Source organism: Hyalangium sp., assembly GCF_035629615.1.
Classification (GTDB): Bacteria; Myxococcota; Myxococcia; order Myxococcales; family Myxococcaceae; genus Hyalangium.
In genome coordinates this window covers 13,074-36,872 of sequence record NZ_DASPHO010000799.1, presented here as the reverse complement: position 1 = coordinate 36,872, position 23,799 = coordinate 13,074, and the positions used below count along the sequence as shown (strand labels likewise).

18 protein-coding genes are annotated in these 23,799 nt (G+C 68.6%); 8 read left to right on the top strand and 10 right to left on the bottom strand.

Annotation, left to right across the window (positions count from 1 at the left end; translation table 11 throughout):
- Positions 1–17: 17 nt before the first annotated feature.
- From VD972_RS40100 to VD972_RS40090, 3 genes are read right to left on the bottom strand one after another with little or no spacing between them, the layout of a single operon-like run.
- Entirely contained in the window at positions 18–1,406 is a 1,389-nt protein-coding gene (locus tag VD972_RS40100) for a hypothetical protein (RefSeq protein ID WP_324994383.1), read from the bottom strand.
- Positions 1,403–2,665, bottom strand: a complete 1,263-nt coding sequence (locus VD972_RS40095) for a hypothetical protein (protein ID WP_324994381.1) — start codon at positions 2,663–2,665, stop codon at positions 1,403–1,405. Before VD972_RS40095 ends, VD972_RS40100 begins: the two co-directional genes overlap by 4 nt.
- A gap of 51 nt (positions 2,666–2,716) precedes the next feature.
- Complete coding sequence (locus VD972_RS40090; RefSeq protein WP_324994378.1) at positions 2,717–4,735, bottom strand: serine/threonine-protein kinase; 2,019 nt, start codon at positions 4,733–4,735, stop codon at positions 2,717–2,719.
- A 257-nt stretch (positions 4,736–4,992) separates the two neighbouring features.
- Between VD972_RS40090 and VD972_RS40085 the strand changes: the two genes are divergently transcribed.
- On the top strand, positions 4,993–6,336 hold the full coding sequence (locus VD972_RS40085) for a hypothetical protein (RefSeq protein WP_324994376.1): 1,344 nt from the start codon (positions 4,993–4,995) through the stop codon (positions 6,334–6,336).
- A gap of 45 nt (positions 6,337–6,381) precedes the next feature.
- On the opposite strand, the gene VD972_RS40080 is transcribed toward VD972_RS40085, so the two are convergent.
- The gene (locus VD972_RS40080) at positions 6,382–6,576 is read right to left on the bottom strand and encodes a hypothetical protein (protein ID WP_324994373.1); all 195 of its coding nucleotides are present in this window, start codon (positions 6,574–6,576) and stop codon (positions 6,382–6,384) included.
- 193 nt (positions 6,577–6,769) lie between these two features.
- Between VD972_RS40080 and VD972_RS40075 the strand changes: the two genes are divergently transcribed.
- Positions 6,770–7,045, top strand: a complete 276-nt coding sequence (locus tag VD972_RS40075) for a hypothetical protein (protein WP_324994371.1) — start codon at positions 6,770–6,772, stop codon at positions 7,043–7,045.
- A 63-nt stretch (positions 7,046–7,108) separates the two neighbouring features.
- Positions 7,109–7,852 (top strand): PHP domain-containing protein, encoded by a 744-nt coding sequence (locus tag VD972_RS40070; protein ID WP_324994369.1) that lies wholly within the window; start codon positions 7,109–7,111, stop codon positions 7,850–7,852.
- A 23-nt stretch (positions 7,853–7,875) separates the two neighbouring features.
- Here VD972_RS40070 and VD972_RS40065 read toward each other — a convergent pair whose 3' ends face one another.
- From VD972_RS40065 to VD972_RS40055, 3 genes are all read right to left on the bottom strand, one after another.
- Complete coding sequence (locus VD972_RS40065) at positions 7,876–8,601, bottom strand: hypothetical protein (protein WP_324994368.1); 726 nt, start codon at positions 8,599–8,601, stop codon at positions 7,876–7,878.
- Between the two features lie 279 nt (positions 8,602–8,880).
- Positions 8,881–9,246: a zinc ribbon domain-containing protein gene (locus tag VD972_RS40060; protein ID WP_324994366.1), complete on the bottom strand. Its 366-nt coding sequence runs from the start codon at positions 9,244–9,246 to the stop codon at positions 8,881–8,883.
- Positions 9,247–9,258: 12 nt separating this feature from the next.
- Positions 9,259–10,452 (bottom strand): hypothetical protein, encoded by a 1,194-nt coding sequence (locus VD972_RS40055; RefSeq protein ID WP_324994364.1) that lies wholly within the window; start codon positions 10,450–10,452, stop codon positions 9,259–9,261.
- 342 nt (positions 10,453–10,794) lie between these two features.
- Here VD972_RS40055 and VD972_RS40050 point away from each other — a divergent pair, with 342 nt between their 5' ends.
- The 3 genes from VD972_RS40050 (at position 10,795) to VD972_RS40040 (ending at position 14,440) form a co-directional block, all read left to right on the top strand.
- Positions 10,795–11,217, top strand: coding sequence for a transcriptional repressor (locus tag VD972_RS40050; protein WP_324994417.1), 423 nt, complete (start codon positions 10,795–10,797; stop codon positions 11,215–11,217).
- On the top strand, positions 11,214–11,729 hold the full coding sequence (locus VD972_RS40045; RefSeq protein ID WP_324994362.1) for a TlpA disulfide reductase family protein: 516 nt from the start codon (positions 11,214–11,216) through the stop codon (positions 11,727–11,729). The genes VD972_RS40050 and VD972_RS40045 overlap by 4 nt, the downstream gene beginning before the upstream one ends.
- A gap of 140 nt (positions 11,730–11,869) precedes the next feature.
- The gene (locus VD972_RS40040; protein WP_414654205.1) at positions 11,870–14,440 is read left to right on the top strand and encodes a choice-of-anchor A family protein; all 2,571 of its coding nucleotides are present in this window, start codon (positions 11,870–11,872) and stop codon (positions 14,438–14,440) included.
- A 125-nt stretch (positions 14,441–14,565) separates the two neighbouring features.
- On the opposite strand, the gene VD972_RS40035 is transcribed toward VD972_RS40040, so the two are convergent.
- Positions 14,566–15,375: a hypothetical protein gene (locus tag VD972_RS40035; protein WP_324994358.1), complete on the bottom strand. Its 810-nt coding sequence runs from the start codon at positions 15,373–15,375 to the stop codon at positions 14,566–14,568.
- Positions 15,372–15,776 carry a hypothetical protein gene (locus VD972_RS40030; protein ID WP_324994356.1) on the bottom strand — a complete coding sequence of 135 codons (405 nt, stop codon included), beginning with the start codon at positions 15,774–15,776 and terminating at the stop codon, positions 15,372–15,374. Before VD972_RS40030 ends, VD972_RS40035 begins: the two co-directional genes overlap by 4 nt.
- 126 nt (positions 15,777–15,902) lie before the next feature.
- On the opposite strand from VD972_RS40030, the gene VD972_RS40025 reads away from it, so the two are divergent.
- Together VD972_RS40025 and VD972_RS40020 are read left to right on the top strand one after the other, a co-directional pair.
- Complete coding sequence (locus VD972_RS40025) at positions 15,903–16,187, top strand: septum formation initiator family protein (protein WP_324994354.1); 285 nt, start codon at positions 15,903–15,905, stop codon at positions 16,185–16,187.
- A complete protein-coding gene (locus VD972_RS40020) occupies positions 16,184–18,349 on the top strand; it encodes a diguanylate cyclase (RefSeq protein ID WP_324994352.1) in 2,166 nt (721 codons plus the stop codon). The genes VD972_RS40025 and VD972_RS40020 overlap by 4 nt, the downstream gene beginning before the upstream one ends.
- 13 nt (positions 18,350–18,362) lie before the next feature.
- Here the strand turns inward: VD972_RS40020 and VD972_RS40015 are convergent, their stop codons facing one another.
- Positions 18,363–23,663 carry a trifunctional serine/threonine-protein kinase/ATP-binding protein/sensor histidine kinase gene (locus VD972_RS40015; protein WP_324994350.1) on the bottom strand — a complete coding sequence of 1,767 codons (5,301 nt, stop codon included), beginning with the start codon at positions 23,661–23,663 and terminating at the stop codon, positions 18,363–18,365.
- Positions 23,664–23,799 lie beyond the last annotated feature (136 nt).

The following is a 23,799-nucleotide window of genomic DNA, read 5'->3' as shown; positions in this document are numbered from 1 at the left end:
CACTCCAGGCAAGAGGCTCAGAAGACGTAGATGGCCGAGGCGGTGAACACGTCGTTGTCGACACGGGGCGCACCCGCGTTCTCCCGGTTGAAGAGGTACTCAGCCTTGAGCGAGAGCACGCTCCAGAAGTCCAGCCGCGTGCCCACCGTGTAGCGCGACGTCAGGATGCCCCCGAAGCCGTGGAACTCGGCGGCACGCCGGTCATAGCGGCTGTACACGGTGGCGGTGCGCAGTGCCTCGTCCCCCACCGGCACCGCGAGCGCGAGCGTCCCGTAGAAGCCATCCACCGCGAAGCCCGAGGCATAGAAGAAGTCCCCCACACCGGTGTGCTTGCCAGGGGCCGAGCCCGCATCGTCTCTCGCGCGCACGTACTCGGCCGCCAGGCTGAACCAGCCCGCGGTGAGGCGCGCGTCCGCCCCCAGCTGAGTCTGGCGCACATGCGCGTCATCCTGATCGTTGCGCGCGCCTGTCTGCCCGCTCATGCCCAGCTTCAGCTGCAGCCGCAGCAGCTGAAGCTCGTAGCCGAGCCTCGCGCTCACGAACGGCAGCCCCGTGAGGCTCAGGTCCGCCGTCTGGAGGCTCTCCACCCGGCTGCTGCTGTTGGTGATCGCCACGTTCAGCGACACCGCCGAGGACAGCGAAGGGAGCTGCCGCCGGTAGAAGGACTTCACCCCGAGCTGGTGTCCGGTGGTGTAGCGGGCCATCAACGACGGAGTAATTCCCGTGCGGAGGGGGGACTCGTTCTCCCGGTACTCGATGCCGAAGACGGAGTCGAAGCGGCCTACAGTGACGGTGAGCTCGTGGCCCGAGAACGGGGTGACGCGGCCAAACGCCTGCTGGAGCAACAGCCGCGTGCCGCCGCTGCCCTTCTCGAAGCGGGGCAGGAACTGCGTCCGCGCGAAGACGAGCACCGGTGCCGACGAGGGCTCATAGAAGAGATCCAGGCTGGCGGTGTTGAGCAGGAAGGACGCATGGCCGCCAATGTCCACCGTGCGCGGCAGGAAGCCGTTGACGAAGCGCCCACCGGCATCCAGCGAAGCCACATCGCCGCGCGAGTTCACCGCTGGAGCAAAGGCGTCCGCGCCGTAGTCCGCGGGCACGCGCGTGTCGTCCGGGTGGAAGGAGCTGCCGCGCCCCTGGGCCTTGGCGAAGCCCACGTCCACGTAGCCGGACACCCGGAAGGGCGAGACGGACTCTGCCTCCGGCGTGTAGCCGCTCGGAGCCGAGCTGGATGAGGCGTCCGGCTCCTCCACGCCCGGCAGGGCCTCTGGGAGCACCTCGCCGACAGCGTCCGCCATGGCCTCCGAGACTTGCGTGCCCTCTTGGGATGCTGACTCCGCGGGCGCGGGAGCCGCGGCCAGCAGCAGCAGGGTGAGCGTGGGAATGAACCCCGTGCGCGCGCTCATCGGCCCACCTTCTTTCCGTCATAGAAGAGGACAGGGGAGGTGAAGAGCACGTCCTGGGGCAAGAGACTCGACGGCGCGAGGTTCGTCTCCACCGCTGCTTGCGAGTCCAGCCAGCGGCACGCCGTGGGAAACCTCGCCGGATCCTGGAAGCAGTCCGGGTTGAGCGCCACCCGGAGCACGTAGTCCTGGGCGTCCGCTCGCGCCTGGATGTCCGGGTGGACATCCACCACGGAGACGCCACCCTCGCCACGCAGCATGTCCTTGAGGGGCTCCATCGTGCTCGGCACGAAAGGACCCGCGGACACTGGCAGCAGCGCGAGGTGAGGGCGGCTGAGCGCTCCAAAGAGGGGCACCCCGGCCGCGGACACCCGCGCCACCTGGCCCGCCCCTCGAGGGCCCGTGCCGATCACCGCTGGGAGTCCCAGGGGAGTGGGGCGCCCCTCCGAACCCGCGCGCGCGAAGACGTAGAGGGCCGCCTCGTCGATGATGCCCGCCCGGCTCGGCGCCGTGCTCCAGGTAAAGTTGCTCGAGCCGAAGCTCAGATACGGCACTCGCCGCCCGTGCAGCCACGTCTCTCCCTGGCGCGCGCTGCCTACCGCCTCCCCCGTGTACGGGCGAACCGGACCCGTGTGGCCCTCAGCGATGGCCGGCATGACGTCGGAAGGTGTCAGTGGCGCGAGCAGGCCGCCTCCGCGATGCATGGGCAGCCCCGCGGACAACAGAGCGGTAGCACTCGTGTACCGATCCGGCGGGGTGTCCTCCGGAACCACCGCATAGATGATCTCCCAGAAGGGACTGTAGAAGAGGCTCTCCTCCTCGATGTCCACCACCGGCAGGGAGTCCTTCAAGCGGTACTGCCCGGGGTTGGAGGGCTCGTATGCGGTGACGAGCACGTACCAGGGCTGCACCCAGACCTCGGGTACTCGCTCCCACACCTCCGCCACTGCGAACGCCGCGGGGCGCCCCTGGCTGAACGCCGGCAGCACGTTCAGCCCGTCCTGCTCCTCCACCTGGAGCAGCGGCGTCGGGGAGAAGGGCGGCGACCACTGCGGGATCGGCTGGCCTCGCGGGGTGATCCACTCCGTGGCGGGGACTCCCGCGATGGTGCCTGCGAAGAGCGATGCCTCTCGCAGCTGGCGCAGCGTCCAGATGTGGGGCGGGGGCGTGGAGCCCTGGCTCGAAGAGCCACAGGCCGTCGCCAGCAGCAGCAGCGCGAGGACGATCGCCATGCGGAGGAGAACGAAGGGGGCGGGTATCATGGGGACCTCGCGTGGGGAGAGACGGGAGGTGAGGGCAGGAAGAGCCCGGCGTCAGCCCGTGAAGGCCTGGCCGAGCAGGGTGGGAGGATCCGACACAGCGGCCAGCGCGGAGCGGTAGGCGGACTCGGCGCGCAGCTCCTCGCCGAAGAGGCGCAGCATGGTGCGCTCCAGACTCGAGGCGTCCTCCGGCCTCACCGCGGGCAGCGCCCGGGCGAACTCCTCGGCCGACTGGAACCGGTCCGCGGGGCGGGGCTGCAGGGCTCGGTGGAGGATCGCCACCGCGGGCGCGGGCAGCCGGTGGATGCGCTCCCAGTGCGCCTCGCCGGGGCCCTCGGCGGCCTGGATGACCCGATCGAAGTCGTTCTCCCCGTCATAGAGCAGCTCGCCGGTGAGGCACCAGAAGAGCGCCAGGCCCAGGGAGAAGAGATCCGCACGCCCGTCCACCTCGAGCCCGCGTGCCTGCTCCGGAGCCATGAAGTTCACGTTGCCCTTCACGAGCCCCACCCGCGTCTGCGTGGAGCGGTGCGCGCTCTTGGCGATCCCGAAGTCCAGCAGCTTCACCTCGCCGCGCGAGGAGGCCAGGATGTTCATCGGCGACACGTCGCGGTGGACGATCCCCAGGGGCTTGCCCTGCGCGTCCTGCCGCGTATGCGCGTACCCGAGCGCCTTGAGGATCTCCTGCGCCACGAAGAAGACCGTCGCAGGCTCCAGGGGGCCGCCATCCCGCTCGAAGGAGCGGCGCACTACCGTGTCGAGATCTCGGCCGAGGATGTACTCGGTGGCCATGTAGTACTCGCCGTCCACCTGACCGAAGTCATAGACGGGGACCACGTTGGAGTGGACGAGGCTGGCCCCCAGCCGGGCCTCATCCATGAACTGCGCCACCGCATCAGACTGGCGCGCGAGCGGCTCGTGCAGCCGCTTGATGACGAACAATCGCTCGAAGCCGCCCGCGCTCCGGGCCAGTGCCAGGTACACCCGTGCCATCCCTCCCTCGCCGAGCGGCCGCAGCAGCTCGTAGCGGCCGAAAGGCACTGGTGCCGCCAGCGACGGCTCGGTGCGCGGGTGCAGCAGGGGAAGGGAAGCGCTCGGGGCGTCCTGGATGGCCGGAAGGGTCTGCGACAGGCGCTGGAGCTGGGCCTCCGCCGCGGCGAGCCGCTCTGTCGTCTTCGCGAGCAGCTCCGCCGTGGCCTTCTCCCGCTGAGGACGCAGCCCGAGCCAGAGCGCGATGCCCGAGATGAGCAGGGCGGTGAACCACACGGGCACCATCAGCGCTCGCGCGGCTCCACGCAGCTGGGATGCCTCCGCCCGGGTGTCCGCCTGGAGCCAGAGGAACAGGCCCGGCCCCACCTGGGCCCGAGCGATGGACCACTCACCGCTCGGACCGCTGATCGGTACGTCCTCTTGCTCTGGCAAGGGGAGCTCTTGGGAGACCAGGCCTCCCTCACGCGCCAGGGGCACCCCCTTCGCGTCGACGAGGACGAGCGTGGTGCTGAACTCCTGCGCGAGCGCCTCGAGCTCCGCGCTCTCCAGGGGCCGCGCGAGCACCAACAGGGCCCGCCCGGCCACCGCCAAGGAGGACACCTCCACCTCGGCCACGGCGGCCAGGTGCGGTACCCCGCCCACGAGAATGAGGCTCGAGGCCAGCGAGCGGCCCTCCGAGGCGGCCAGCAGGGTCGAGAGATCCACCTGCCGGGAGGCTCCATCCGGAGTGAAGTCGAAGCGCTGGCGCCCATCGATGAGCGCGTGAAAGGTGAACTCGTCCCGGAAGGCCTTCCACCAGCCCTCCGTGCCGAAGGCATCCTGCAGGGTGGCCGTGTCGACATGCTCGGCGACGAGCGCGCGCACAGGATTCAACGATGCGCCCGCCGCGGCCCGGGCCTCCACCCCTCGCAATCGACGGGTGAGCGACTCGCGCGCCCCGGTGAGCGCCACGCCCGCGATCTGGGCCGCCCGCGTCCGCGCCACCTTCTGTCCGCGATCCTCCAGTTTGATCGTGGCGAGTCCCGCACCCACCAGAGCGCAGGCGGTGACGAGGAACCCCAGGACGCGGCGGTGCACAGGGCGCATGGTTTCGGCCCGAACGCTGTGCATGCTGGCAGGCACGGCAAGGTCTACACGTGCTTGTGGGTGGGGGCTTTCTTCCGGCAGCCAACGTCGTCCTGCCCCAGATGATCAGTGGTTGAAAGTCGCAGCAGGCGTGTGCACTCGCTGGCGTCCGTGTGCCCGGTTGCTTCCGGGGATGCCGTGCCTACTTCTCTGCCGGCCTTCATGGCCGGCGCGCCCCCTCAGTCGCGCCACCCCACCCCAGACGTCTGGAGGAAGACATGCGCATTGTACCCGGAGGCCAGGCGGCGATCCGACCGTGGCTGGTCCGCGGCACGCTGGCGATGCTCGCTGCCTGTGCCCCTCCCACCCCTGAGGAGAGCGGTGCGCCCGCCATGCGTCAGGATGAAGTGGTGGAGCTCGCTTCGATCGATCCGGCGCGCGAGCTCTTCATCTCCGATGTCAGCGTGGTGGACGACACCCGCTACACCACGTGGGCTCCCAAGAAGGACAAGGATCCCGAGGGTGCCTGGTCCTTCGGGCGGCTTATCGACAACATGCTGCCCGAGCAGCTGCGCAACCCCTACGGCCGCTCCCAGTTCATCCTGCTCTGGCTGAAGACGTGGGAGCGCGACCAGACGGTGAACGGGCTTGTCATCCCGGCCCGGCCGCTCATCCGCTCCTTGATCATCGATCCGTGGCGCACGGCCAGCGGCTGCACGGGCCGCGACGAGCAATGCGTGCTGGACATGGCCCAGGCGCCCTTCCGGCTGCTGGCCATCGTGAACCGGCCGGACCTGCGCCGGGTGCCCACGACGCTGTACTCGGGCGATGCGGGGCAGGGTCGCCTCCTCTTCGGCGCGCTGGGCCCCCAGCGCGAGCGCCTGCCCTTCACCGTCATCTTCGAGTACCGGCTCCCCGTCTCCTCCAAGGTTGACATCCTCACGTGGGCGGAGCGCTGGCACCAACTGGGCAGCCTCCCCTTCGGCCCGCGCTACAACGAGAAGCTCTTCAGCGTGACGCGCGAGTTCACCCGGAGGAACGCAGCGCCGCGCCAGGTGAATGGCAGCGCGCTGCTGCAGATTCGCACCAACGAGGTGCCCCTGTCTCCCGTGCAGCCCCCACTCTGGGAGATGAGGGAGTTCGTCCTTAGCCGCTCCACGGGGCTGCTGCAGCCCGCCACGGTGAAGCAAGAGGTGAACGCCGCGCTCAACGGCAGCGCCACGCTCGGCGCCTGGGTAGAAGGGAACGCGACGGTCATCCTCGCCGGGAGGCACGTGGTGCCCACCACCTGGCAGGGCCAGAGCTTCCTCGCGGCCTCTGCGCCGGTGCCGGCGGAGCTGGCGTGGGTCGTGCCCGGCGCCACCGAGGAGGTGCGTCACGCCTTGGCCCTGGCCACCTGCAGCGGGTGCCACAAGTCCGAGACGGGGACGAACTTCCTCCACGTGCGCACGCGCGAGGCGGGCAGCCCCTCACAGCTCTCCCCCTTCCTCACGCAGGAACTGAGCCCCACCGGGCCCCGAAGGGCGGACTTCCACACCCTCCTCAACACCCACGATCCGGAGAACGTGCAGGACGGGGAGGGGAACGATCACCCGGGTGAGGACGACGAAGACGACGACTGAAACAGCGCTCGCGCGCTCGACAGGACTGCGGACAGGAGCGCGGCCTTACGACTGTGGCTTCGCGTGCTTGTAGAAGAGGATCAGGGTGTAACAGTGGAACTCATTGTCGCTCGACTGGCAGACCACCCGATCCACGATCTCCAGATCCGAGTTGCTCTTGATCCAGCGGGTCACGTTTTCCCCTAGCTCCTCCCGCTCCTTGGCTTTGGTGGCCGAGAAAACCTTCACGCCCGTGAACATCGTCCCCTCCTAGAGTAAAGCGACTTCAGTTGGCAGAGTTATCGCACATGCTTTTACAGGGTGTCAAAAACCCGGCTTCGCGGGCACCGGGGGTTTGCAGGTGGGAGAACGTGCCTAGATTTTCCTGGTCGCATCAGAGGCCGAGCCTGGGAAACGGGTCCTGGGGAGGGTGGGGGCGACGGGGGATGGGTACGTGGACGTGAAGACGAAGAAGGACCTGGCGGTCGATTTCATCAATGCGATCCGGACCATGGATCCGGCTGCTCTCAACGCGCTGATCGTCAAGGAGGCGGGCGAGGATCTGGCCCAGTTCTTCCTCAACTACAGTGCCAACCTCATCTCCAAGGATCCCGCCCGGGTACTGGAGAACACCTCCTCGCTGATGCTGATGGGGTACCTCATCCGCACCTATGAGGAGAAGAACTCGAGCACCCAGAAGGGGCTCTTCCAGAGCTACGCCTACGCCTGACGGCCCACGGCGAGGGCGGCGAGACTCGACAGGCTCCGGCGAGCCTGTTAGGGAGCGGCGCCCATGCTGATCGACCTGCACGCGCACTCACAACTCTCCAAGGGCTGCGACCTGGATCCGCGCGCCGTACTCGAGCGGGCGGCGCTGTTCGGACTGGACGGAGTCGCCTTCACGGAGACGAACACCCAGGACGGCTGCGACGAGCTGTTCGACGTTGGCGCCAGGTCCAAGCTCAAGGTCTTCGTGGGGCTGGAGCTCATCACGGACAAGGGACAGTACCTGTGCTTCTTCCCGAAGCCGGAGCTGGCGCCCGAGCCCGTCCAGCTGTGGGGCAGCAACCGGGAGAAGCCCTGGAGCGCGGCCGAGTGTCTGCCCAAGGTGAAGTCGATGGGGGCCGCCATCATCGCTGCGCGGCCCTATGATCGCGACACCCCGAATCCACCCATGGACTTCATCCGCTCGCTCAACCTGCTGAGCGCCGTGGAGGGGTACAACGCCAAGGTGAAGCAGACGGCCAATGATCTGGCCGTGGAGGCCGCCGAGGCGCTGAAGCTGCCCTGCACGGGGGGCAGCGACGCGCGCGGCTCGCTGGATGAGGTGGGCCGCGGCGCCACGCTCTTCAAGCGCCCCATCGCCACCCAGGAGCAGCTGGTGGCGGAGCTGCTCAAGGGCGAGTACTGGCCGGTGATGGCGGGTGAGCTGCCTCGGCTGACGCGGCCAGGCGAGGCCCAGTCCGGCAAGAGCGGTGGCAAGCGGGGCGGTGGGGGTGGGGGCGGGGGTGGTGGGAGCCGCCGCCGCCGCCGCTGAACCCGCGCTCGCAGCGCCCGTGGCTACTTCGCTGGCGGCGGGCCCTCCTCCACGCGCACGAGCCTTCCATCGGTGAGGAAGGCCCGGCGCCGGCCACCCGGGTAGATCCACTCCTCGTTGCGCACGGTGCCCTCGAGCGTGCGCCGGATCGTCTCCGGGGTGCCCCAGGACATCTCCAGCGCCTCCGCGGACATGTCCGTGAGGGCCTTCTTCTGCCGGACGGCCTCACGCACGGGCTCGGGGAGGGCGGCCAGCTGCGCCGCAGGATCCTGGGCGGCCAGGGAGCGCCCCACCTCCGCGAGCACCTCCTCGCGTGTCTTGAGGTTGCCCGGTAGCACGAGCACCAGCGGAGGCCCCTTCGGTGCGCCCTCCACGTCCACGTACACCCAGGGCAGGGTGCGCGGCGAGTAGAGGATGCGCTCCGTCACCACCCACGCGGTGGGGAACTCCACCTTGCGGATGCGCGCGCGGGAGCCGGCCGGCAGCGTCGCCTCGATGGGGCCTGGGTTGAGCGTCTGCCCCTTCGTGTCGTCCAGCAGGAGCACCTCGTCCGGCGGGTAGGGCGTGAGCAGCCGCTTGGAAGCGTCCCCGAAGAACGGGGTGACGTACATGGACCCGCGCAGGAACCGATCCGCCTCCGGCCCGGAGAGCGTCTGCTCCAGCGCGGCGCGATCACCTGGCGCGATCTGCGTGTGGGATTTGCAACCCGCTCCCAACAGGGCGAGCAGCACGGCGAGCAGTCTCTTCACGAGGGCCTCCCGAGGCGTGAGAGGCCCTGCTTAGCTCAGCGGGTGGCCTGCGTCAGCGGTTCGGTGGAGCGGGCGAGCGAGTGGCATCCCCGCTGAGCCGGGCAGACGGGGCCTCGACCCTCGGGGTCCGGGACCAGCAGGAAGCGGCCCAGGCCTCTGGCGTCCGTCAGCTCCGGATGACCGCAGAGGACACAGCGGCGGGGAGGTCGCTTGGTCGGTGGAAAGGGCACGACGCGAAGTGTGCGTCGCACCCCACCCCTCCGCCAGTTTCCAGCCAGCCTAGCTCTTGCTCGCCGCTGCTGCGGGGGCGGGGGCAGGGGCCGCGGCCGTGCTGGAGGAGCTGCTGCTCGAGGTGGAGGCAGTGCTGCTGCTCGAGGAAGCAGCGCCGCCGCTGGAGGAAGCCGTGCTGGCGCTGGCTGTGGACCCCGAGTCCGAGCTGGTGCTGGCTCCATCCTTCTTGGTGGAGCTGTAGAGATCCGAGTACCAGCCGCCTCCCTTGAGCACGAAGCTGGAGCGGCTGACGATCTTCGTCAGCGAGCCCGTGGCGCCACACGCGGAGCACGTCTCGGGCGTCGGATCGCTCACCTTCTGGAGCACGTCGATGGTCTTCTCACAGCTCTGACAGGAATACTCGTAGATGGGCATGATGGAACCTCGTCAGGGCAAAGAGTGATGGGAGCTGGCCGCGAGCTGCTCGCGCAGCTTGCCAGCCATCCCCAGGCGGTCAATGGCACGGAGGATGAGCTCCTGCGGAGCGCCGTGCTTGCGGCCCACCGCCAGCGCGAGCCCCGGCAGATCCTGGGCGCCCGGCAGCTCGTCGTGGACGAGCCCCTCCAGCTCCTTGCGAAGCGTCTCCGTGAAGCGCTTCTTGATCCCCAGATCGGCCAGGTACTTGTCGCGGCCGAGCAGATCCAGCCGCTGGGTGAGGTGGCGCGCGCCCAGTGTCTCGCGACGGAAGCGCTCGCGCAGCTCCTCCACCTCCGCCTGCAGCCCGAGCGTCGCGGTGAGCCGCTGCAGCTCGGAAGGGCTGAGGCCCAGAGCCCAGGCCACGCGGCCCGCCGCGCCTCGCTGCTCCGTGTATGCGGAGAGGATCGCCTGCCGCTCCTTCGCGGCCAGCGTCTCCATCACCTCGTGCCGGCGCAGCACGCTCTCCAGGTCCGCCATGCTCAGCTCGCCCTTGGCGCCGTTGTACTGCTCGGCCAGCGACTTCAAGAGCGCGAAGCGGTGCTCGTTCTGCGCGAGCGCGGAGTCCAGGGTGTCCTTGCCCTCGGCGCGCACCAGCAGCTGATAGCTGACCCTGGGCGCGGTCACCTGGGCAAAGCGGCCTCGTGGCTTCGGCAGATCCCGCTTGAGGAAGCGCGGCGACTCGGCCTCGGCCACCTCCTCCTGCTCTGGCTCCTGCTCGGCCGTTGCAGCGCGCTTGCGGGGCGCAATGCGCTCCTGGACGGACTCGGCTCCAGGGCGGGCGGCCTTGTCGGCCTTCGCTCGGCCCGTCGCTTCTGCGGCTTCCTCGGCCGGGGCCGGACGGGGCGGGGGAATGGCAAAGCTCGGAATCGCCGAGGCGGCGGGCCCGGGGGCCAGCGGCGTCTTCTCCTCACGCGCTCGGGCCAGCTCTTGAACGAGCTCGTAGTAGCCGCACGCCTGGCGCTGGGCCGCCAGGGAGGGGGCCGTGCCCCGCAGGAGGTCCACCACCGCAAACGGTCCCAGTGGCGAGGCCTCCGGTTCCGTGTCGGTCAAGGTGCGCACACGGAAGTCCTCTTCCTCGGTGAGGAGCGCGAGCGCCTCGCGGACCTCCGTGGGGGAGGCCGAGGCTTTGGCGCGCCGACAGAAGTCGGAGACGGCAACCGCCACGGGGGTGGGGACATCCTCAGGCTGCCGTCTTCTCTGCCACTGGCTGTTCATGGGAGAAACTTGCGGAAAAATGCTCGTTTACGAGGCCTGTTGCCTCTATCTTTCGCTGCGGACGGGTGTCAATGAGCCTGACAGACTCCAATGTAAACAGCCTTTCGTCGGCGCAAGGGCCAGTATCGTATGAAGTCTGGCGGGGGCACAGAGGGGCGGTTTACCGTCCGCCCGGTAGGGTGAGGTGGCGCGATGGCGCTTAGGACTCGGCAGGCTTTCGGAGAAACCCTGCCTGAGGGAGGCTCGTTACACGTGAGCGCGGAGTCGAAGGAGGCGGTCCTCAACCGCTACATGGCGCAGCATGGGCTGAAGAGCACGCGCCAGCGCAGCCTCATCATCGACATGTTCTTCTCCGTCGGTGGACACCTGTCCGTCGAGGAGCTGTGGAGCAAGGTTCGCGAGCAGGACACCAAGGTGTCGGTGGCCACCGTGTACCGGACGATGAAGCTGCTCAACGACTGCGGGCTGGCCCACGCGCGCAACTTCGGGGACGGGCAGACACGGTACGAGGCAGCCGCCGGGCGCGAGCACCACGATCACCTCATCTGCACCCGCTGCGGGCGGATCGTCGAGTTCGAGAACGATCGGATCGAGGCGATGCAGGAGGCCGTGGCACGCAAGCACGGCTTCACCGTGACGTCGCACAAGATGGAGCTGTACGGCTTGTGCAGGGACTGCCAGCGCGCCGGGATCGAGCGCAAGACCGAGGCATGAGCGTGCTCCTGCGCACCCTGGCTTGTGCCCTGCTGCTGGGGCTGGCGGCGTGCAAGAGCGGCCCCGACGCCATCGAGGCCCCCGGGGCTGGGTTCCTCGGGGCGCTGGCGCTGCCAGCGGTGGGTCCGCAGAGGGGCGCCGCGACGGAGCTCACCGGGCGGGTGGTGCTGGTGAACTTCATGGCCACCTGGTGCTTCCCGTGTGTGGCGGAGGTGCCCACGCTCGAGGCGCTTCAGCGCGACTACGGGCCCCAGGGCTTCCAGGTGGTGGCGGTGGGGATGGATCTGGAGGGTGCAAAGGTGCTGGCCCCCTTCGCCGATCACTACACGCTGCGCTACCCGGTGCTGCTGGCGGACGAGCGCATCATCTCGGGGCAGAGCGTCTTCGGGCCGATCATGGCCCTGCCCACCTCGTTCATCCTCGATCGGCAGGGGCGGGTGGTGGGTGCGTGGCAGGGGATGGCCGGGCATGAGGATCTGGCCAAGGCCATCGAGAAGACGCTGAAGCGCTGAGGCGCAGCCAGGGGCCGTATGCCTACGGGAAGCTCCTGGGCAATCCCCCTTTCGGGTGACAGCCAGCGAAGAGACTCTCGCATATCTCCCCGTCTTGAAGTGAAGGTCTGCCGTTCATCGGACCCGAGACGGGAGTCATCATGTACGTGAAGAGTCGCGCTAGACAGGGGTGGCGACACCTCTTGAAGGTTCTTCCCGCAGTAGCGCTCGTAGCCTGCACCTCGACGGGAGAGGGGGAGCCAGCCAGCCGCAACGCGGAGCAGGGGCTCGCGGAGCGCTGCGAGGTCATCCCCCCGTTCACGGGCAACTTCGAGCCGGAGCTCGAGTGGGCCTGGAGTGGTAGCTCGATCATGCCCTCCCACAACCAGGTGATGATGACGCCCGTGGTGGTGGAGGTGAACGGGGATGGGATCCCGGACGTGGTGTTCAATACGTTCGCGGGGGGCGGCTACACGACGAACGGGGTGTTGCGCGCCATCAGCGGCGACAACGGACAGGATCTCTGGGCGGTGACGGATCCGGCCCTGCGCGTGCACCCTGGCGCCAATATCGCCGCAGGTGACATCGACAACGACGGGCTCGTCGAGATCTGCACGGTGGGACAGAACCGGAGCGAGCTGATGTGCTTCGAGAACACGGGTGCCCTCAAGTTCCGGGCCGTGGGCGTCTCGGGTGACAACTACGGTGCCCCCGCGCTGGCCGATCTCAACGGTGATGGGCAGGTCGAGATCATTCTCTCCTCCGCGGTCTTCGACAACCAGGGCACCCGTCTCTGGGCAGGCGGAGCCGGTGCGCCGCTTCCCTTCGCAGCCGATCTCGACCAAGACGGGTCTCAGGAGGTGATCATCGGCGGGAGGGTGTACTCCGCCAGCGGCACCCTGAAGTGTGCCAGCTCTGCCGCGGCGAGCTTCTCGGCAGTGGGGAACTTCGACTCCGATCCTCGTGGCGAGATCGTCCTTGTGGGTGGCGGCCAGGTCTCGCTGATGGACGATAACTGCGCCCCGCTCTGGTCGACGCCCATTCCTGGCGCAGGTGGCGGCGCGCCCAACGTCGCGGACTTCGACAACGATGGGCAGCCGGAGATCGGCGTGGCCGGCCGGTCCTTCTATGTCGTGTTCGAGACGAGTGGCGCTGTCAAGTGGACAAGTCCGACTCAGGACTTCAGCTCGCAAGTGACTGGCTCCTCCACGTTCGACTTCGAAGGAGATGGCCAGGCAGAGGTGATCTACGGCGACGAGGTCCGCCTCCGGATCTACGACGGCGCTACCGGGGCCATCCGTTTCAACGTGCAGCACGCCTCGGGCACTCTCTACGAGAACCCCGTCATCGTGGACGTGGATGGCGACAACAACGCGGAGATCGTCATGCCCGCCAACAACTATGCCTTCCCAGGCCCCACGGGCATCCGCGTGTTCCGGGACCGGAGGGATGGCTGGGTGAACACCCGCCGCATCTGGAACCAGCACGCCTACTCCGTCACCAACGTGAACGAAGACGGCTCCATTCCGGCACATCCAGCAGCCAACTGGCTCACGCAGGGCCTGAACACCTTCCGCTCCAACAGCCAGGGGACCGGTACCACCAGCCCCTTCGCGGCCGCGGATCTGGTGGCCTCGGAGGTGGTGGCCTCATGCGACAGCGCCACGACTCAGGTGACGCTCAGCGCCAGCGTGCGCAACCAGGGAGAGGCAGCGGCGTCCGCGGGCCTGAAGGTGGCCTTCTTCCAGGGCAACCCCACCACGGGCGGCACGCTGCTCGGCGTGGCGACGATCGCCAACGTCCTCCCGGCTCAGGGGAGCGCGATAGCCACGATCACCTTGAACCCTGCGCCCGGCGGCCTCGCGGAGGTCTTCGTGGTGGCAGACAACGACGGCACCGGCGTTGGCCGCGAGCAGGAGTGCCGCGAGGACAACAACACCGCGTCAGCCCAGGTGAGCCTCGCGTGCAACGACTGTATCGAGGTCCGCCTGAGTGACGCCAACCTGTTCCTGCTCGAGGACTACACCGGGGGCCACGATGTCCAGGGCAAGGTGGCCGCAGGCGGCAACGTCAGCATGACCGACTTTGCAGTGGGCGCGGGGTTGCCAGACACCCACATCTCCAACACCCTGGTGGCGGGCGGCAACCTGACCCTCTCGCGCGGCGGTGTGTGGGGTGACGCCTGGTATGGCGGCAGCTACAGCGCAGACCAGACCGTGGTCTACCCCCGGGGCACCTCGGCGCAGGGGATGCCCATTCCCTTCGCCGCCCGGTTCGGAGAGCTGCGCGACATGTCCTCGCGGCTGGCAGGCTTGGTGGCCAACGGCACGACGACGCGCGAGTCCTGGGGTGGCGTCATGCAGCGTGGCACGAATCCGGAGGTGAACGTCTTCGACGTGAGCGCTACCGCCTTCAACGGTGCGGTGCTCTGGTCCATCGACGCGCCGGCCGGTTCCTTCGTGGTGGTCAACATCCGCGGCGCCACGGCCAACTTCGGCGGCTTCGGCATCCACTTCAGCGGCGGCATCGACCAGCACGGCGTGCTCTTCAACTTCGTGGACACCACCAGCATCAACGCCCAGGGCTTTGGTTTCTGGGGCACGGTGCTGGCGCCCTACGCTCACGTGAGCTTCAGCAACGGGAGCTGGGATGGTGGCATGTACGCCAGGTCGTTCACGGGCAACGCCGAGGGCCACATCAACCCTCTGAACGACCGCGACATCTGCGAGTAGCGGAAGGTGTGGCGCTGGGGGGAGTGGAACGCGGCCTCCGGATCAACGGGGCTGCTTGCATTCCACCCAGCGCGCTTCTCCCCAACGGGTCACGGCAGGGGGCCTCTCCAGGCGAGGTTCGGTGCTCAGCGCAGCAGGAACATGATGAGCGAGGGCACGGCCGCCACCAACACGCCCGCGCCGAGCGACAGGATCATCTGGAAGAAGAACAGGTCCTCCAGCGTCTCCGCCAGGGCGAACTCGAGCCGATCGATCCCCAGCGTCTCCAGGTTCTTCACCGCAGTGGGGACATCGGGGGCGGAGAGCGCGGCGCGCAGCGCGACCAGGCCCAGGACGCGGCGGGAGTGCTCCATGAGGAAGCGCTCCAGCTTTGCTGTGCGCGAGGGCGGCTCTTGATCACTGGCGGAGGCAGCCTCCCGCAGGCGCTCGGCCAGGGAGTCATCGATCACACGGGTGAGCTCGGCCCGAGAGAGCGTCCCAGAGCCCCGCAGGCGGTGCGCCGCCTGCACGGCGACAGGCTTGATGATGGCGTACAGGTAGCCGACCAGCCCGCGCTCTTGCGTCTCATGGGCCAGTCGTGAGGTGACCGCCTGAAGCATGAGGGCGTAGCCGCCCGCAAGGGACAGCGCCACAGGGGGCAGCACCCCGCTCAGGATGTCGAGCCAGAGCGGGGTTGGCGGGGTGCCCATCCACCGTGGCAGCAGCAGGTACCCCACCGAGACCAGCACCCCGACCATTCCGAAGATCACCGCCCCTTTCACCGCTCCCCACAGGCCAGCGCCTACCAGGGAAGGCACCACGCTGACGAGGGTCCTCAGCCCGGCGCGAGCCACCTTCACCAGCTGCTCACGCTTCTTGAGGGAGGGGGCCTGCTCCAGCGGCTCCTGCTCCGCGGGAGAGGGGGCCTCCTGGGGCTTCAGCAGGGCGTTGCTCATGCCGCACGCTCCTGCTCGAGCTCGACGCGCGCCAGCTGGTCCACTTCCTCAGGCAAGGGTGGGGGTGGTAGGGCGTCCGCCGCCCCCCGCCGGCGCCTGAGCCAGAGCAGGAACGCGACGACGCCCAGGGCGACCCCCGCCAGCGCCACCCGCGGCAGCAGCCACCGGATAGGGCTGGGGCTCCTCTCTCGGCGCGCCTTGATGGCTCCGATCGTCGCGAACAGGGCGAGGATGAAGGCCAGGGCCATCGGCACACTGCGCAGGCCCTTCTGGGCCTCCTGGGCAGCGACCGCCATGAGCACGAGCAACGAGGAAAGAATCCACAGCACGATGCGCCCGATCTTCACCTGCGCCACCGCCACCAGTACCTTGCCGACTGCCTCCCCACCTGCACCGCTCATGAAGCGTGTTCCTCCTTCTTCCCCGGCATTCTTCTATGGGGACCGGGTCCTCCGATAGAGGGGGTGCTACAGGTCTGAAGCAGTTTTCTTGCCCAACCTCCAACCGCTGGTACCTTCCGTCGGCTCATGACAGCGCGGAGAAAGTTCCTGGCAGTGGCAGCGGTGCTTGCGGGGGTGCTGTCCCTGGCCTCCGTCGCCGACGCCCGGGGCTTCCGTCGCTACCTGACGCTGCGGCAGGACGTGGAGTCGCTCCAGGAGCGCAACCGCGTGCTGTCCGAGCAGAACGAGGCCCTGCGGCACGAGATCAACGCGCTGCGTAAGGACCCTGCCGCCCTCGAGCGGACCGTTCGCGAGGAGCTCGGCTACGTCAAGCCGGGCGAGATTGTCTTCCACCTGGAGGAGGAGCCATGAACGCGCTCTCGTCCATCCCGTTGATGCCCAAGGTTGTCCGCCAGGCGGTGCGCTCGGTGCCCGCGGCTTCGGTCCTCCTGGTCTTCATGCACCTGGCGCGCAACGGCTTCCGGGGCCTGAACAGGCTGGGGTGGACGGAGGCCTTCCTGGTGCTGTTCCTGCTGGTGGGGCTGGGGCTGTCGGGGTGGCGGCGGGTGCGGCGCAGCGCCCTGGGCTCGCCGGTGGAGCTGCGAGACGACCTGGAGCTGGGCGGGGGCCTCATCGCCGCGGCCTTCATCGTGGTGTCCACGGGGGGCGCGGTGCTCTTCCCCCTCGTCTACCTGCTGATGGCGTTCCTGGTGGCCTTCCTGCCGCGCAGCGCGGGGCTGACGCTGCTGGGAGTGGCGCTGGTGTTCGACGGGCTCGTCACCCTGGGCGCGCGGAAGAACTGGGACTGGTCCGGGTTCGCCATGCACGCGCTCTTCCTGACGCTCTTCGCCGGCCTGTACCACGCGGTGCTGGCCGCGCGGATGGTGGCCGCCCGCCGCGCGGAGAACGACGCGGTGCAGAAGCGCATCAAGGAGGTGGAGGAGCGCGCCCGCACCTTCCGCCTCGTCAACTCCGGCACCCAGGACAGCTTCTCGGGGATGAACCAGGACGAGAAGTGGCTGGTCGCCTCGGTGAAGGAGATCGAGGGCGCGGTGGGCGCGGCGCTGGAGGTCGCGGAGACGGCCCTGCGCACCCACACCTGCGCGGCCTTCCTGCTCGCCTCGGACGACCGGAGCCTCAAGCTCTACGACTGCCGCTCCACCTCCGAGCGCATCCAGCGCGAGCGCTTCCACGCGGGCGAGGGCATCATCGGCGGCGTGCTCAAGCGCCAGGCGCCGGTGCAGATGAACTCGCCGCACGGGCTCAAGGGCATCACCTACTACGACAACGGGCCGCAGGTGTCCGCGGTGCTGGCGGTGCCCATCATCGAGGCCAGCGGGCTGGTGCGCGGCGTGCTGGTGGCGGATCGGGTGATGCCCGAGCCCTTCACCGATCAGGACGAGCGGCTGCTGACCACCATCGCGGGCGAGGTGCTGCGCGCCATCGAGGTGGAGCGGGTGCTGACGTACATCCGCAAGAGCCGGGACGAGAAGGATCGGTTCTTCCGCGCCATCGAGGAGCTGAACCGGGCGGGCAGCCCGGAGCAGGTGTTCATCGCCGTGCTGGAGAGCGCGCGGCAGATCGCCAACCTGGACTTCTGCGCGGTGACGCTGGTGAGCGAGGTGGACGGCAAGCGGATGCACAAGGTGGCGCGGATGACGGGCGTCACCGCGGCGGGCAAGGCGCTGGAGGGCCGCGCCTTCCCGGACAACAACGGGCTGGTGGCCAACGTGGTGCGCTACGGCGCGCCGCTGCCGGGGCGGGACATCAAGGCCATGGATCGGCAGGTCATCTTCGACGAGGAGACGCAGATCCGCGGCCTGGGTGCGCTGAAGATCTTCCCGCTCACGGCGGGCGATCGGATCCTGGGCACGCTGGTGGCGGGCTCGCGCAAGAAGGCGCTGGATCAGGATGTGCTGCGGATGCTGGAGGTGATGGCGATCCAGGCCGCCCAGGCGGTGCTCCGTGCCCAGCTCTTCGAGCAGATGGAGCGCATGGCCACCACGGATGGCCTCACCTCGCTGCTCAACCACCGCACCTTCCAGAGCAAGGCGGACGAGTACCTGGCGCAGTCCAAGCGCTACCAGCGCAAGGTGTCGATCATCCTCACGGACATCGACCACTTCAAGAGCGTCAACGACACCTATGGCCACCCCACGGGGGACGCGGTGCTCCGGGGCGTGGCGAAGATCCTCCGCGACAAGGCGCGCGACACGGACATCGTCGCCCGGTACGGCGGCGAGGAGTTCGCCATCATCATGCCGGAGACGGACGCCAAGGGTGCGCAGGTGATCGCCGAGCGCATCCGCGAGGCAGTGAAGGCCGAGGTGTTCCAGACGGAGATGGGGCCGCTGAGGGTGACGCTGTCCCTGGGCATCGCCTCCGGGCCGGACTACGGCTACGAGAAGCAGCAGCTCGTTGATCTGGCGGACCAGTGTCTCTACTACGCCAAGCGCCACGGCCGGAACCAGACGGTGACGGTGGCGCAGATGCAGGGCGGCGGCAAGAAGCTCCACGTGGCCGAGGCCGGGTAGGGGAGCGGCTCGCTCACGCTCCGGTGAGCGGAAGCTCCAGTGTGGCCACGGCGCCCTTGCCCGGCCCCTCGCTCTCCAGCGTGAGGCGCCCTCCCAGCATCTGTGCCGCCAGCGCGCTCGAGTGCAGGCCGAAGCCATGGCCCTCCTTGCGCGTGGTGAAGCCGTGCACGAACAGCTTCTCTCGTGCCTCCTCGGGGATTCCCGCACCGTTATCCACCACCTGGATGCGCGCCAGCTTCCCTTCCGGGGCCAGCCGCACGTGCAGGGAGCGCTGGCCCTCGGGCACCGTGTCCAGCGCGTACTTCGCATTGGTGATGAGGTTGATGAGGATCTGCAGCACCTTGTGCTTGTCCACCTTCATCCTCGGCACCGGTGAGAGCTCCCTCCGGACGGTCACCCCGTGGCGCTGGAGCGCCACCATCTGGATGCGCAGGGCATCGTCGATGAGCTGCGCCAGGTCGCACTCCTCCGCCATCAGCGAAGGCCTGGCGTACGTCTGCTGCACCTGGACGATGGTGCGGATGTGCGCGATGTGCCGTCCCATCGCCTCCAGGTCTTCCAGCAACCGCGTCTGCTCGCCCATCAGCTCGTCGGTCACCGCTGACAGGTAGTCCGGCAGGTGTTGGCCGCGCGCACCTGCCGACAGGAAGTCCGCCAGCTTCTCCCGGTGCTCCAGCAGCAGGGCGGTGGCCTGCTTCAACCGGCCCACGCGCGAGGCGCCCACTGCTCGCTGCATCGTCTCCAGGTTGATGACGGCACTGGTGAGCACATTGCCCACGTTGTGAAGCACGTTGGAGGCCACCTCCGCCATGCCCACCGCGCGCGCCGTGTCCACCAGCCGGGCCTGGGCATCCCGCAGCTCACGCGTGCGCTCCTCCACCCGCTGCTCGAGCTCGTCGTTGCTCCGGCGCAGCTCCGCCCGGGCGCGCTGCACGTCCGCGTACAGCCGCGCGTTCTCGATGGAAATGGCCGCCTGCGCGGCGAGGTGTCCCAGCAGCACCAGTCGCGCGGGACTGAAGGCATGGGTGGCCAGGCTGTTCTCCAGGTACAGCGCTCCGGAGAACTGCTCCTGGCGCAGCAGCGGCAGGCACAGCACCGACCGTGCACCGCTGCGCGCCAGGTACTCGTCGGATGAGAACGGATGGGGCTGGGACGCATCGCCGATGAGCACGTGCTCCCGGGCGCGCTGGACATAGGAGAGGATCGTCCACGGGAGCTCGTGGGTTGCACCCTCGCCCGGCGAGACGGCGAAGCCGTCCGACGAGCCACTGGAGGTGGCCACCACCGAGAGCGTGTCTCCGCTCGGCAGCAGCAGGACTCCGCGTTGGGCGCCTGCATTCTCGATGGCGGCCTTCAGCAGCGTGGTCACCAGCCGCTCCAGCTCGATCTCTCCGGAGATGGCCTGCTGGGTCTTGACCACCGTGAGCGCGTCGATCCGGACGGAGGTCGTGTTGCTGGTGCTCAGGGTCTCGTCCGCCTCCGGCTCGGGGGCGAGGTGCGGCCACCGGGCCTCCAGGTGTTGGACCTTGCCCAGGGCACCCCAGTGCAGGTACGCCCCTCGGGCCTCGCGTGCGAAGGAATGGGCGACGATCGGCGCCTGTCGCGTGCGCCAGAAGCTCGCCGCCAGCTCACTGGCCAGTCCCACCCACTGTGTGGCACCGCTCTCTCTCGCCGCGCGGATGGCCTCCTCATAGGCGCGTATCGCCTCGTCCAGCCGTCCCGCGAGACGGGCCTGCTCCGCGAACACCATCCGCTCGAGGGCATGGAAAGTCTCAGGGCAGTGCTCCGCCCACTCCGCGAGCTGTTGGTGATCGCGCTGGAGGAGCTCGAGGAACCGCTGCCGCTCATCCGGCGGGGCCTCCTCGAAGCACGCGGTCAGGGTGAGGGCGCGAAAGAGGTGGAAATCCTTGAGCGCGAGGCTGCCCGTCATGGACCAGAGCAGCTCGGCCGCCTTGCCTGCCGCGTCGCGGGCCTCCTCGTAGGCGCCGCTCATGAAGCGCGACTGGAGCTTGACGATCCAGTACGTGCACCGCACGGTGCTCGGGAACTCGGGCGTCAGCCCAGCCTCGAAGGCCTGCTCGTCGAACCCGTCCCCGCTCAGCGTCCCGAATGAGCGCGTGCGCCCGCTCAGCAGCAGCACGTAGCGCTGGTGGAGGACGAGCATGTCCAGCGCAGTCTGGACACCCGCCTTGCGCACGAACCCGGCGTGCGTGACGGACTCCTGGTAGATGTCCTCCAGATCATGCCCCATGGCGAGGCGGTTCTGGATGAGCCAGGGGCAGAAGTAGCTGGCGGTGAAGAAGTCCCCTGCCTGGAGCCCATGGTGGAAGCCGCTGAGGGTGATCTCCTGCACGGCGGACAGGGGCTGAGTCCAGCAGCAGATGCTCTGCAGGCTCAGGAGCACCTTCGAGCGGGAGGAGGACAGGTTGTACCGCTCGACGAACCCGCGGGCGAGCATGCTCAGGGCTTCGCCTTCCCGGTACCGCTTGAAGAAGGTGCCCGTCAGCACCCCGAACCAGCCGAAGCCATGCACCGCCGGCTCACTGAAGCCGTGGCGCAGGGTGAGGGAGACCATCCGGCTCACCGTGACGAGGAACAGGTGATGGTCCGTGACGTAGGCCGCCACGCACAGCGAGGAGAGGGAGCCCAGCACCAGCTGCTGGTCCGGGTCGGTCATGAGCGGCAGGTCGATGAGGCTCACGATGGAGCGCTCGCCCAGCAGCTCCCACACCTCTTCATGGTCAGCCACCACCTCTTCCCAGGTGGGGTGCAGGGACAGGGGCATGCCCAGCAGCGCCAGACACTCCCGCATGCACGTAGCGGCCCCCTGGACATCCCCCATGGTCAGACAGGTGTCACCCTTCAGGCAGTAGGCGGCGGTGGTGTCCGCACGGTTCCGCGCCCGGGCTCGGAGCTCCTCCTCCAGGGGGCGCACCCCGGCGATGTTGCCACTCAGGAGCTCGCACCTGGCCCGCGCAAGCCGGACCTTGAAGGCCAGCTCGTAGTCCGTCTCCCACGGGTCTCCTGGAATGAGCGAGAAGGCCATCGTGAAGTAGGTGAGGGCGGGGCGGTGTGCCACCGCGGCCTCGGCCTTCGCGCCTGCCTCGGCGTTCAGCCGGGCCACATGGTGGCGCTCGGCGGGCTCCTGGATCAGGTCCGCGCCTGCATTGAGCTGGCTTACCACGTCGAAGATCGCCTCGCGCACCTGCTCGGGTGACAGGCTCTTGAGCAGCAGCCGGCCAATGCGCAGGTGGATGGCCTTGCTCTCCTCCTCGGAGATGAGGGAGTGGGCCGCCTGCTGGATGCGGTCGTGAAGGAAGCGGTCCTGCTCCGGCCCCACCCGCACCAGCATGCCGGCTTGGAACGCGGGCTCGAGCCCATGCTCCACCTGCGCCACCTCCTCCAGGCTGGCCAGGGTGCCGAGCATGGGGAGCGAGAAGACATTTCCCACGCACGCCGCCAGCCGGAGCAGGGTCTGCGTCTCGGAGGGGAACTGGCGCAGCTTGCGCACCATGAAGTCGACGACGTTGTCCGAGTACCCCTGGGCCCGGACCGCGGCTTCATCCCACTGCCACCCGGCCCCCGGCCTGCGCACCAGCAGGCCGTCCTGGTTCAGCGTCACCAGCAGCTGCAGGAGGAAGAAGGGGTTGCCGCCTGTCTTCTCGTGCACCCGCTCCGAGAGCGGGAGCACCACCTCCTCTGTTGCGCCTGGGAGCGTGTCCGCCACGAGCCTCGTCACCTGGTCCAGGTTGAGGGGCTCCAGCTGGATGTCCGTCATCCTCGCGCCGGCCTTGCGCACCTCTTCCAGCACCGGCACCAGCGGATGGGTGGGGCTCACCTCGTTGTCGCGGTAGGCGCCAATCCACAGCACGGGGGGCGTCTCCGGCTGGGACAGCAGCTGCTGGATGAGCCGGAGGCTGGCCAGGTCCGCCCACTGCAGATCATCGAGGAACACCACGAGCGGGTGCTCAGCGGTGGCGAACACCTCCAGGAACTGGCGCACCACCCGGTTGAAGCGGTGCTGCGCCTCATGGGTGGGCAAGGGCTGGAGCGCCGGCTGCCGGCCCACCAGGACGTCCAGCTGAGGGACCATGTCCACGAGCACCTGGCCGTGGCCCTCCCAGACCTGGTTCAGCCGCTCGCGCCACCTCGCGAGATCCTCCTCCGTTCCCACCAGCAGCTGCTGCACCAGTCCGCGGATGGCCTGGGCCAGCGTGGCGTAGGGAATGTCCCGCTGGAACTGATCGAACTTGCCACTCAGGAAGAAGCTGCGCCGCTGCACCACCGGCTTGTGCAGCTCATTCACCACCGAGGACTTGCCGATGCCAGAGTAGCCGCTGATCAGGAAGAGCTCGGGCCGCCCGCTCTGGATGACCCGCTCGAAGCCCTGGAGCAGGGCGGAGACCTGGGTGGCGCGCCCGTAGAGCCGCAGGGGCAGCTGGAACCGGCTGGGCGCGTCTTGCGCACCAGGCGTGAACTCCGCCAGCACATTCTGTCTCAGCCCCTCGCGGCACCGCTCGAGGTCCGCTCGGAGTCCCTCGGCGCTCTGGTAGCGCTCCTCGGCGACCTTGGCCATCAACTTCAGCACGATGGCCGACACCGCTGGCGGCACCTGCGCGTTGTGCTCGTGCGGTGGCGCCGGGTTCTGAGCCATGTGGGCGTGGAACCACTCGAGCGCATCACGCCCGTGGAACGGCCGCTGTCCCGTCAGCAGCTCGTAGAGCGTCACGCCCAGTGAGTAGAAGTCCGTGCGGTAGTCCACCGCCCGGTTCATCCGCCCCGTCTGCTCGGGCGACATGTACGCCAGCGTCCCTTCGATGAGGTGCGAGGACGCCGCGTCCAGGTGCTCGACCTTCTGGAGCGTGGCGACGCCGAAGTCGATCAGGCGCCCCTCCCCGGACGGCTCGAGGATGATGTTGGAGGGCTTGATGTCCTTGTGGATGACGTTGCGGCTGTGGACCTCCGCCAGGGTCGACGCCAGGGAGATGGCCAGGTCCAGGAAGCGTGGGAGCGCCAGCGGTTGACCCGCGGACTCGGACAGGGACTGGCCCTGCACCCGCTCCAGCAGGAGCAGGGGCCGCTCGCGAATCCGCTCGAAGGCGTAGGGCCGCGCCACGCCTCGCACGTCCTGGAGTCGCTTCAGGATCCCAAACTCGCGCCGGTAGCACTCGCTCTCGCTGGGGCCAGGAGACGGCACCATCGGAGTCTTGATGATCACGGGCAGGCCGTCTGCCTCACGCACGGCGTGAAAAAGCACGTTCAAGCCGGTGGCTCGGATCGTCCCGAGAACCCGGTACCCAGGAATGTCCAGCATGATCAGCTCCCCACGGGCACTGCTCTGCTGATCGTACACCTTCAGAGGCGAACGTGGCCTCCGCGCTCATGCCAACGGCCACCCTCATACTGCGCGCGGTTGCAAGCGCCTCCCATTTAGACGTGTCAGGTTCTAC

What these genes read in the sequence shown, in the direction of transcription:
- VD972_RS40100 (WP_324994383.1), bottom strand. Translation starts at nt 1,406, where the DNA reads ATGAGCGCGCGCACGGGGTTCATTCCCACGCTCACCCTGCTGCTGCTG.
- VD972_RS40095 (WP_324994381.1), bottom strand. Translation starts at nt 2,665, where the DNA reads ATGATACCCGCCCCCTTCGTTCTCCTCCGCATGGCGATCGTCCTCGCG.
- VD972_RS40090 (WP_324994378.1), bottom strand. Translation starts at nt 4,735, where the DNA reads ATGCGCCCTGTGCACCGCCGCGTCCTGGGGTTCCTCGTCACCGCCTGC.
- VD972_RS40085 (WP_324994376.1), top strand. Translation starts at nt 4,993, where the DNA reads ATGCGCATTGTACCCGGAGGCCAGGCGGCGATCCGACCGTGGCTGGTC.
- VD972_RS40080 (WP_324994373.1), bottom strand. Translation starts at nt 6,576, where the DNA reads ATGTTCACGGGCGTGAAGGTTTTCTCGGCCACCAAAGCCAAGGAGCGG.
- VD972_RS40070 (WP_324994369.1), top strand. Translation starts at nt 7,109, where the DNA reads ATGCTGATCGACCTGCACGCGCACTCACAACTCTCCAAGGGCTGCGAC.
- VD972_RS40060 (WP_324994366.1), bottom strand. Translation starts at nt 9,246, where the DNA reads ATGCCCATCTACGAGTATTCCTGTCAGAGCTGTGAGAAGACCATCGAC.
- VD972_RS40050 (WP_324994417.1), top strand. Translation starts at nt 10,795, where the DNA reads ATGGCGCAGCATGGGCTGAAGAGCACGCGCCAGCGCAGCCTCATCATC.
- VD972_RS40045 (WP_324994362.1), top strand. Translation starts at nt 11,214, where the DNA reads ATGAGCGTGCTCCTGCGCACCCTGGCTTGTGCCCTGCTGCTGGGGCTG.
- VD972_RS40040 (WP_414654205.1), top strand. Translation starts at nt 11,870, where the DNA reads ATGTACGTGAAGAGTCGCGCTAGACAGGGGTGGCGACACCTCTTGAAG.
- VD972_RS40035 (WP_324994358.1), bottom strand. Translation starts at nt 15,375, where the DNA reads ATGAGCAACGCCCTGCTGAAGCCCCAGGAGGCCCCCTCTCCCGCGGAG.
- VD972_RS40030 (WP_324994356.1), bottom strand. Translation starts at nt 15,776, where the DNA reads ATGAGCGGTGCAGGTGGGGAGGCAGTCGGCAAGGTACTGGTGGCGGTG.
- VD972_RS40025 (WP_324994354.1), top strand. Translation starts at nt 15,903, where the DNA reads ATGACAGCGCGGAGAAAGTTCCTGGCAGTGGCAGCGGTGCTTGCGGGG.
- VD972_RS40020 (WP_324994352.1), top strand. Translation starts at nt 16,184, where the DNA reads ATGAACGCGCTCTCGTCCATCCCGTTGATGCCCAAGGTTGTCCGCCAG.
- VD972_RS40015 (WP_324994350.1), bottom strand. Translation starts at nt 23,663, where the DNA reads ATGCTGGACATTCCTGGGTACCGGGTTCTCGGGACGATCCGAGCCACC.